We start from the raw sequence: 9,796 nt of genomic DNA, 5'->3' as shown, positions 1-9,796 counted from the left end.
CTTTTAATCCCAATTTCATGTAAGGTCGATCAAAAGTTAGCCAACAAAATAAGTTCGGTGAGGTATTCTATAGCCATAGAAAAAAAAGCTGACTAGATTAGCATTGTACCTTTTTAGTCAGCCCCAGGATTGAGACGCTAAGACGAGGATTAAGTAAAATCTGTGTTGATCCGTATGCATCTGTGGCAAAAAAACTAATTTCTGTAAAACCGAATTTACAGATCCAAATGCTTTCATTTTTTTATCTTTATCGGAATGAAATCCATCTTATATAGTCTTTTTCTGGTATTGCTGTTTGCTTCCTGCTCCAAAAAAGAAGCGGTTGACTTGATTGTTTACAATGCAACAGTTTATACTGTTAATAATAAGTTTGATACGGTTGAAGCCTTCGCAGTGAAAAATGGAAAGATACTCGAATTGGGTAAAAGTGATGAGATAAAAGGAAAATATACAGCCAAAGAAGAAATCAATGCGGAGGGCAAAGCCGTTTATCCGGGTTTTATAGATGCGCATGCGCATTTTTATGGTTATGGACAAAGTTTGCAAACTGCCGATTTACGGGAAACAAAATCGTGGGATGAAGTGCTTACCCGTTTAGCGGAGTTTGCCAAAACACATCCTGATGGCTGGTTAATTGGCAATGGCTGGGACCAAAACGATTGGGAAGATAAAGCATTTCCTACAAATGAAAAGTTGACAGCACTTTTTCCGGGTAGACCGGTATTTTTAAACCGGATTGACGGACACGCCGCCATTGCTAACCAAAAAGCATTGGATGATGCCGGTATTAAGGGTGAGCAAAAGTTGGTAGGAGGTGATATGCTCACCCGAAATGGAAAACTCACCGGCGTTTTGATCGATAATGCTGTAGCCTTGGTAGAACGTAAAATTCCCTCACCCGATGCTAAACTGGCGGAAAAGATATTTATGGATGCACAGCAAAACTGTTTTGCTGCCGGCTTAACTACCATTGACGATTGTGGATTAAGTTACCTGACGGTTGAATTTATTGAAAAACTGCAGCAATCGAATAAACTGAAAATGAGGCTTTATGTAATGCTTTCAGATGAGCCTGATAATTATACTTATCTTTTCAACCGTGGTCCGATTAAAACCGACCGGCTAAATGTTCGTGCTTTTAAGATATATGCCGACGGTGCTTTAGGCTCTCGGGGTGCATGTTTGCTGCAACATTACAGCGATATGCCAGATAAAACAGGCTTTCTGTTGAGCAGTCAAAAACATTTTGAAGAGGTAGCTGCAAAAATTGCTGCCAATCATTTTCAAATGTGTACACATGCCATTGGTGATTCGGCCAATCGGGTAGTCCTCAATATCTACAACAAAATATTAAAAGGCAAGAATGATGAGCGCTGGCGGATTGAACATGCTCAGGTAGTTAATGCAAAAGATTTCGGCCTGTTTGGCAAAGCCAGTATCATTCCTTCCGTTCAGCCTACGCATGCCACTTCCGATATGTATTGGGCTAAACAGCGCCTCGGTGGCGAAAGGTTAAAAAGTGCTTATGCTTACAAACAATTACTCAAACAAAACGGTTGGATTCCCTTGGGTACCGATTTCCCTGTAGAAAACATTAATCCATTATTAACGTTTTATGCAGCAACGGTGAGGGCAGATGCGAAAGGTTTTCCAAAAGGAGGTTTCCAGGTAGAAAATGCCCTGACACCTGAAGAGGCTTTGCGCGGAATGACGATATGGGCAGCAAAAGCCAATTTCGAAGAAAATGAAAAGGGTAGTCTGGAGAAAGGTAAATTAGCCGATTTTGTTATGCTCGATCAAGATATTTTGAAATCAACACCACAAAACATATTAAAAACCAAAGTTTTAAAAACCTATCTGAACGGAGAAAAAGTATATGAAGCGAAATAGAGTGTATATCCTGGCCGTAGTATTCTGCTGCAATATTTTATGTTTAACTGCCTGCGCACAGGATCATACCGCAAATGAAAAAAAACTGGCTATTGCCAATGCAATTGCCAACACAACCGTGTTGTTGAACAATCAGGATGGGATCATTCCGCTAAAAGCATTGGAGAAAAAAAATATTGCTTCGGTTAGCCTTGGCTTTGCCTATAGTGCTGTTTTTGATAGTTTGGCCAACAAATACGATAAAATCACCTCATTTTCTGCGAGTTCTTATCAAGACAGCTTGAATTTAGATGATTTAGAAGATGATCTTAAATATTTCAATACGATTTTGATTGCTATTGATGATCAGCAGGTAACTAAAGCCAGATATATTAACTTTATTAACAGCATCAGCAAAAATAAGCAGGTGATTGTTTCGTTTTTCGGTAACGGGCCTGGCTTAAAATCATTCGATCTGTTAAAATCGCCGATTATATGGACCAGTCAAAATAATGCTGATGCTGCGGCTATTGTACCGCAGTATATTTTTGGAGGTATGGCCGCTTCAAATAAGTTAACTACTGCTTATTCTGCCCGTTATACAAGGGGTTCTGGTTTCACTACAACAGCTACGCGCCTAAAGTATACTGTGCCTGAAGATGCCGGTTTAAATTCGAACAATTTAAAGGAGATTGATGCTATTGCTGCCGAAGCTATCGCACAGAAGGCAACTCCCGGATTAGTGGTTTTGGTAGCGAAAGATGGTAAAGTGATCTTTAATAAGGCTTATGGTACGCATACCTACGATACCAGTATGCCAGATAAGGTAACCGATATTTTTGATCTCGCATCAGTAACCAAAATAACGGCAACTACACCAGCGGTGATGCGTTTATTTGAAGAAGGGAAACTGAAGCTGGATACTAATATCGGCGCTTATATTCCAAAAGCACGCACTACCCCAATGAATAATATTCAGGTACGCGAGGTGATGTTGCACCAGGCGGGTTTTATCCCTTACATTCCTTTTCATGATTACGTGAAAACAGGCGATTATAGTAGAGATTCATCTGCAGCCTATCCAACCAAAGTAGCTGATAACTATTATATCAAAAAAGGTTTTTTTAAAGATTTTATGTGGCCTAAGATGCTTAATTCGCCTATTAAAACACGTGGCAAATATGTATACAGCGATATCAGTATGTATGTGATGAAAGATATTGTAGAGCATATTAGCGAAGAGCCTTTAAATCAGTATACTTACGAAAATTTTTATAAGCCACTAGGGATGCAAACGGCTGGCTTTTTACCGCGTAACCGTTTTAAACCAGAGCAGATTATTCCAACGGAAGACGATAAATATTTCAGGAAAACTTTACTCGTAGGTTATGTGCACGATCAGGGGGCAGCTTTGGCAGGAGGCGTTTCAGGTCACGCGGGTTTATTTGCAAGCGCAAACGACCTTGCCATTATTTACCAGATGCTGTTAAACCGGGGTAGCTACGGTGGAGAAACCTATTTTAAAAATGCAACGGTAGATCTTTTTACGTCCAAACAATCGAATGTAAGCCGAAGGGGCCTGGGTTTCGACCGTTGGGACCCGGATAGCACCAAACATTATCCTTCTGATCTGGCTTCACCTCAAACTTATGGCCATACCGGATATACCGGAACTTGCGTTTGGGTAGATCCATCACGCGGTTTGGTTTATGTCTTTTTATCTAACCGTGTAAATCCAACGGTTACCGATAAACTTTCCAATTTAAAAATTAGGGGTAGAATTCAGGATGTAATCAATAAAGCCATTGATGAATCGAAGAAATAAAGCCTGGTATTCAACTACTCAGAGTTGTCAACTTTAATAATCAGTTTGCTATAAAGTTGACAACTCTTAAATTTAAATAATTCACTGGTCAGCCATAATCGTTTAAATGCCTGGATATACCAATGTCCATGCTTACCTTAACATAAACCAAAAAAGCACCAGCTTCAGCCGGTGCTTTTAATCTTTATTATAAAATTCGCTGGAGACTCAAGGCCAAGAACTCCCAACTGCAAACTATTTCTTCAATCCAATTTCCCTTAATCTTTCATCCAGATATTCGCCAGCCGTCATATCACTATAGGCTTTAGGGTGTTCGGCATCAATGGTTGATGGTAAACTGGTTAAATCCATATCGCTGCGCGGATGTAGGAAGAAAGGAACAGAGTAACGTGAAGTTTTCATCAATTCACGGGGTGGGTTTACTACCCGATGCGTTGTTGATTTTAATTTGTTATTGGTTAAACGCTGTAACATATCGCCAACATTTACTACAATATCGGTATGATGAGCTTTAATCGGTAACCATTCATTGCTCCGTGTTAATACCTCAAGGCCATCGGCACTGGCACCAATTAACAAAGTGATCAGATTGATGTCTTCATGTGCGCCTGCGCGTACGGCATCGTCGGGGATAGTTTCCGGATTTTCGATCGGGAAGTAATGGATCCCTCTCAAGATAGAATTTCCATTATGGACGTGTTTATCGAAATAATTGATCGGCAATGCTAAATAAGTAGCAATGGCACGCAATAAATGCGTTCCGTTTTCTTCCAGTTTTTTATAGATTTCTCCGGTTACCTTATTAAATTCAGGTAACTCTTCTAAAATTTCATTGTCGGGATATTCGTTTTTAACCGGATCACCATCCGTAACGTCCTGGCCAATCTGCCAGAATTCTTTTAAGTCAGGCGTTTTGGCACCTTTAGCCGTTTCTTTACCTGCACTGGTATAGCCACGCTGGCCTGCCAATTCCGGTTTTTCGTATTTCCTTTTGATTTCAATGGGTAAGGAAAAGGCAGCTTTAATGTTTTCGTAGAGTTTATCAATCAATTCCTGACTTAAACCATGGTTGGTAATAGTAACAAACCCAGAATCGTTAAAAGCCCTGCCCAGTTCATCAGAAAACTTTTTACGTTCTTCTTCAGAACCATTGATGTAAGAACCTAAGTCCAGACAAGGAATATACGGTGTTGACATAATTTTTTAATTTTAATGTTATACGAATTTAGAAAGAATTGTTGATAAGTGTATTTTGCAGAAGAGATGTCTCTTTAAAAATTTATTGATCAATGGGTTAAGTTATTAACATTAACAGCAAAAGCCAACAAATCGTTGCGATTGTCATACAAAACCCATTATAAATCGAATGCAAACTACAGGCTTTTATTTTGCGTATACTTAGATATAAATAGTTCATTTCCATTTAGCGTTGAGGAATTATTTTAAATTAAAAAATAAAACACACATGAGAAAAATAATGTTAATCCTGCTTGCTGTATTTTCGGTAGGTCAGGTAAATGCACAAGGGAAAAAGACGGAAAAAGCCACATTTGGTATGGGCTGTTTTTGGTGTACCGAGGCCATATTTCAAAGATTAAAAGGTGTAGTATCCGTAAAATCGGGTTATGAAGGTGGTACGTTGAGCAATCCAACTTATGAAGAAGTGTGTACCGGGGCTACCGGGCATGCCGAGGTTTTGGAAATTACTTACAACCCAATGGTGATCTCTTACGATGAGTTATTGGAAGTTTTTTGGAAAAGCCACGATCCAACTACGCTAAACCGCCAGGGTGCAGACAGCGGCACACAATATCGTTCCGTAATTTTTTATCATTCGGCAGAGCAAAAGGCCTTAGCTGAAAAATACAAAGCGGAGTTAAACAAAACCAATGTTTATGGCAAAAAGGTCGTTACCGCTATAGAGGCCGCAAAGCCTTTTTACGTCGCTGAAAACTACCACCAGAATTATTTTAACAAAAACGGGAGCGAGCCGTATTGCAGGTTGGTCATCCTTCCAAAAATACAGAAACTTGAAAAAGTATTTAAGGCCAAGCTTAAAAACTAATCTGGAGATGTGCTCTTTCATTTACATTGAATTTTCGCCACGTTGAGCCTCAATAAATTTGGGAAAAGAAGTTGAAATATTACCCTGAGTTAAGGCAGGTCCTTCTACAGGCTCAACGTGGCTAACTGATCGAAAGTTTTCCTATGGTAAAAAGAATTGTGCTAAATATCGACACTCCGGAAATTAACGCTGCAGTCGGTTTCTACAAAGATATTTTGGGACTTGATCTAATCATGGACCATGGCTGGATTGCAACTTACGGTGCGATAGGTGAAAAGATGGATGTACAGATCAGTTTCGCTTCGCAAGGGGGAGCAGGCACGCCAACCCCAGATTTGTCGATAGAAGTTGAAAATGTTGACGGGGTACTGGAAAAGGTGAGAGCGGCAGGGTTTCCTGTAGAATATGGCCCGGTTGATGAGCCATGGGGCGTAAGGCGGTTTTACACCAGAGATCCATTTGGTAAGCTGGTCAATATTCTAAGCCACCTTACCGTCTGATTACCGATTTGATTGACAGTTTTAATCGCCAGCTTTTGAAGAGCGGCAGAGGCCATTTTTTGTTTTTAATTTATCAAACTGTTTTTTGGATTAAAATTTGATTACTAATCTGTAGGGAACTGGAAATATTTCTAATTTTTCCGCAATTTTTTAGAGATTTAATGTCTCGAAATTCGTACTATGTTTAAAATCATTCTAAATTTGTAACTCCTTTAAGCTAAGATGACAAAAAAGAAAAAGACAGTTGGCAAAACTGATGCTGATGTAATTTTGATAGGGGCGGGCATCATGAGTGCAACCCTGGGTGTTTTATTAAAACAGTTAGAGCCGAATTTAAGCATAGAAATTTACGAGCGTTTAGATATTGCGGCAGCAGAAAGTTCTGATGCATGGAATAATGCTGGTACAGGACATTCGGCTTTTTGTGAATTAAATTACACGCCTGAAAAGAAAGATGGCTCTATCGAAATAAAAAAAGCGGTTCAAATTGCAGAGCATTTTGAGGTTTCCAAGCAATTCTGGTCATATTTAGTAAGTAAGGGATTGGTTTCCGATCCTGGCAATTTTATCCGCAATATTCCACACATGAGTTTTGTTTGGGGTAAAAAGAATGTAGAATATCTTAAAAAGCGGTACGATGCCTTAACTCAATGCGGTCTGTTTAGCGACATGCAATATACAGAAGATGCTGAGCTTGTAAAAAACTGGGCGCCATTAATCATGGATGGCCGTAAAAAAGGTGAAAAAATTGCGGCAACCAAGATGGATTTGGGTACTGATGTTAACTTCGGTACGTTAACCCGAGATATGTTTAATCACTTAAAGGATGAAAGCAATGTTAATCTGTATTTCAATCACGAAATTCGTGACCTTAAAAAGAATAAAGATGGCAACTGGATTGTAAAGGTTAAAGATTTAGAAAGCGGAGACAAACGCAAACGTGTGGCCAAATTTGTATTTATCGGTGCGGGTGGCGGATCATTACCATTGTTAGAAAAATCAGATATCCCGGAAGGAAAAGGGTTTGGCGGTTTCCCGGTTAGCGGACAATGGTTAAAATGCACCAATGATGAAATTATTAAAAAACACCATGCCAAAGTTTACGGTAAAGCTGCCGTTGGCGCACCACCAATGTCGGTACCGCATCTGGATACCCGTATGATTAATGGTAAGCAGGCTTTGTTATTTGGACCTTATGCAGGTTTCTCGACTAAATTTCTTAAAAACGGATCGTTTTTAGACTTACCAAAATCAATAAAATTTAACAATATCCGGCCAATGATTTCGGCCGGTTTACATAACCTCGATTTAACAAAATATTTAATTGAGCAGGTTCGGCAGTCGCCGGAAGATAGGCTGGAGGCTTTAAAAGAATATCTGCCAACTGCCGAATTGAAAGATTGGGAACTGGAATATGCAGGGCAACGTGTTCAAGTGATCAAAAAGGATGAGAAAAAAGGTGGGATTTTAGAGTTTGGGACAGAGGTGGTTAGTGCTGCCGACGGCTCTATTGCGGCCTTGCTGGGTGCATCTCCAGGAGCTTCAACAGCGGTGTCTATTATGCTCGACTTGTTAAACCGTTGTTTTGCTGATGATTTGGCAACTGATGAATGGCAGGCAAAAATTAAAGAGATGATTCCTACTTACGGAAAATTACTTGCTCAGGATCCTGAATTGTGTAAAGAAACCAGAACGAGAACATCGAAAGTGTTGAAAATTGAAAACGTAATAATAGCTTAAGCTATAATAATCAAAATATTATTTAGGTCCCGGTATAAACCGGGACCTTTTTTGTTGTCAGCCATATACGTCCATATCTGTCGGTAGAGTTAAGCGTAGCCTCTCCACGGACTAGATGATCGGATTGAGTCTGTAACTCCGTAGATAATAACGATTCGGAGACTTTTTTTTTTTCCTATAATCCGTAGAGCCTTTCAGAACTCCAGGGATAGGTTAGGATTCAAGGCATTATTCACCGTTTGATCAATATTGATTATTGTTTTACGAAACGTTCCTGCGGAACGGCACAAATAATAAATTATTTGTGCTACCCAGGAATCGTCCCGCCGGGACGTTAGATGTAATGATCATGATCAGGATTATCGTTCCGTGGGGACGTGTTTTAGGTAACCTATAAGAGAAGAGGTTTTTTCGTTCCATAGGAGCATTTCTTTCGCATAATTTATAGAAATAGACCTACTGCAGCGGATAACAGATCGAAAATTGCTTTTCTAACAGAAACAACCATAAAAAAAGGGCATCCAATTTCTTGAATACCCTTTGTCTGAATTTTTTTATTGTTAAGCTGCGATTACTTCTGCAACTTCTTCGGCAGAAATATCACTATGCGATGCTTCCAGTACACAATCACCATTTTTTATCAATAAAATCTGAGGCGATTGATGTGCTACCTGAAATACTTCTGCAATCTGGTTAGATATATCACGATAGCTGATTAAATCCAAAAAATAAAGTTTTGTTTCTGATGGAATAACATCCCAGTCAAATTCGAAATTCTTTTTAGCCATTAAGCTAATGGAGCAACGCGTGCTGTGTTTAAAAATAAGACTAAAACCGCTTGCATTCTTGATCTCGTCAAGCTGTTCCATTGAAGTTAAGTTAACCCAATTCATGATATTAATGATATGATTTACAGAATAACAATTGCAGTTAAATAAAGTTCTGCAAACAACCTGAAAATGAAAATTAGGAATGAGTTCGGTTAGTTTCTTCTGCGTCTTCCTTCAGGATAAGATCCATAAGCCGGACAAAGTTTAGAAGAACAAGATTCTAAAATGGTAATGGTGCAAAACACCGCCAATAATAAAATGGCTACTTTTTTCATCTTTTTAAGTTTGTTTCAAGGGTAATGAAGCGATCAAAAACCAGTTATGATGGTTTCATTTGATCCGATAATTTAAACGACTAAGGTACAAATAATTATTAAAACGCAAGTTTAAATTTGCGCAGAAAAATCAGCCATTTTAATCGCCGTAATTGCAGCTTCATCGCCTTTATTACCATGTTTGCCACCTGCACGGTCTTGGGCTTGCTCCAAGTTATTGGTAGTTAAAACCCCAAAGATAACCGGTTTACTATATTTAATGCCAACATTGGTGATCCCTTGTGCTACCGCATCGCAAATAAAATCGAAATGTTTAGTGTCTCCCTGGATGACGCAACCCAAACAGATTACAGCATCTATATCATTTCTTTTGCTCAATAAAATTTCTGCACCACCTGTTAATTCGAAGCTCCCCGGTACGGGTAAAGAAATTATATTTTCTTCGGCAACGCCATTGGCTAACAGGGTTTTTAATGCACCATTGTACAATGCGCCTGTAATTTCGGCATTCCACTCGGCTACAATAATCCCGAATTTATAGTTTGCGCCACTAGGAACTGTAGTGTGAGAGAAATCAGATAGATTTTTTAATTGTGTTGACATAGGACAAAGATAATGTTATGCATCGAATGTTAAAAACGTTAATGTTTGCGGCTTGCAAAATTTAATCTGGTTATCGTTAGATTAGCATC

The 9,796-nt window shown here is 39.1% G+C and carries 9 protein-coding genes; 5 read left to right on the top strand and 4 right to left on the bottom strand.

What is annotated here, in order from left to right; genetic code table 11:
* Positions 1-255: 255 nt before the first annotated feature.
* Both QZ738_RS14895 and QZ738_RS14890 read left to right on the top strand, forming a co-directional pair.
* On the top strand, positions 256-1,890 hold the full coding sequence (locus tag QZ738_RS14895; RefSeq protein ID WP_293788528.1) for an amidohydrolase: 1,635 nt from the start codon (positions 256-258) through the stop codon (positions 1,888-1,890).
* Positions 1,877-3,694 carry a serine hydrolase gene (locus QZ738_RS14890; protein WP_293788527.1) on the top strand — a complete coding sequence of 606 codons (1,818 nt, stop codon included), beginning with the start codon at positions 1,877-1,879 and terminating at the stop codon, positions 3,692-3,694. Before QZ738_RS14895 ends, QZ738_RS14890 begins: the two co-directional genes overlap by 14 nt.
* 234 nt (positions 3,695-3,928) lie before the next feature.
* Here the strand turns inward: QZ738_RS14890 and QZ738_RS14885 are convergent, their stop codons facing one another.
* Positions 3,929-4,891: a 2-oxoglutarate and iron-dependent oxygenase domain-containing protein gene (locus QZ738_RS14885; RefSeq protein ID WP_293788526.1), complete on the bottom strand. Its 963-nt coding sequence runs from the start codon at positions 4,889-4,891 to the stop codon at positions 3,929-3,931.
* 268 nt (positions 4,892-5,159) lie between these two features.
* Here QZ738_RS14885 and msrA point away from each other — a divergent pair, with 268 nt between their 5' ends.
* The 3 genes from msrA to QZ738_RS14870 all read left to right on the top strand — a co-directional run bounded on the left by msrA (position 5,160) and on the right by QZ738_RS14870 (position 7,999).
* Entirely contained in the window at positions 5,160-5,759 is a 600-nt protein-coding gene (gene msrA / locus QZ738_RS14880; RefSeq protein ID WP_293788525.1) for a peptide-methionine (S)-S-oxide reductase MsrA, read from the top strand.
* Between the two features lie 143 nt (positions 5,760-5,902).
* Positions 5,903-6,259, top strand: a complete 357-nt coding sequence (locus QZ738_RS14875; RefSeq protein WP_293788524.1) for a VOC family protein — start codon at positions 5,903-5,905, stop codon at positions 6,257-6,259.
* Between the two features lie 222 nt (positions 6,260-6,481).
* Positions 6,482-7,999, top strand: a complete 1,518-nt coding sequence (locus QZ738_RS14870; RefSeq protein WP_293788523.1) for a malate:quinone oxidoreductase — start codon at positions 6,482-6,484, stop codon at positions 7,997-7,999.
* Between the two features lie 560 nt (positions 8,000-8,559).
* On the opposite strand, the gene ytxJ is transcribed toward QZ738_RS14870, so the two are convergent.
* The 3 genes from ytxJ to ribH all read right to left on the bottom strand — a co-directional run bounded on the left by ytxJ (position 8,560) and on the right by ribH (position 9,707).
* Entirely contained in the window at positions 8,560-8,892 is a 333-nt protein-coding gene (gene ytxJ, locus QZ738_RS14865) for a bacillithiol system redox-active protein YtxJ (RefSeq protein WP_293788522.1), read from the bottom strand.
* A gap of 89 nt (positions 8,893-8,981) precedes the next feature.
* Positions 8,982-9,104, bottom strand: a complete 123-nt coding sequence (locus QZ738_RS14860) for a hypothetical protein (RefSeq protein ID WP_262503181.1) — start codon at positions 9,102-9,104, stop codon at positions 8,982-8,984.
* 111 nt (positions 9,105-9,215) lie between these two features.
* Entirely contained in the window at positions 9,216-9,707 is a 492-nt protein-coding gene (gene ribH, locus QZ738_RS14855; protein ID WP_183767954.1) for a 6,7-dimethyl-8-ribityllumazine synthase, read from the bottom strand.
* Positions 9,708-9,796 lie beyond the last annotated feature (89 nt).

Source organism: uncultured Pedobacter sp., from assembly GCF_913776295.1.
Taxonomy (GTDB): Bacteria; Bacteroidota; Bacteroidia; order Sphingobacteriales; family Sphingobacteriaceae; genus Pedobacter.
Note: the sequence above shows the minus strand (reverse complement) of the source record. Positions and strands in the feature narration are given on the sequence as shown.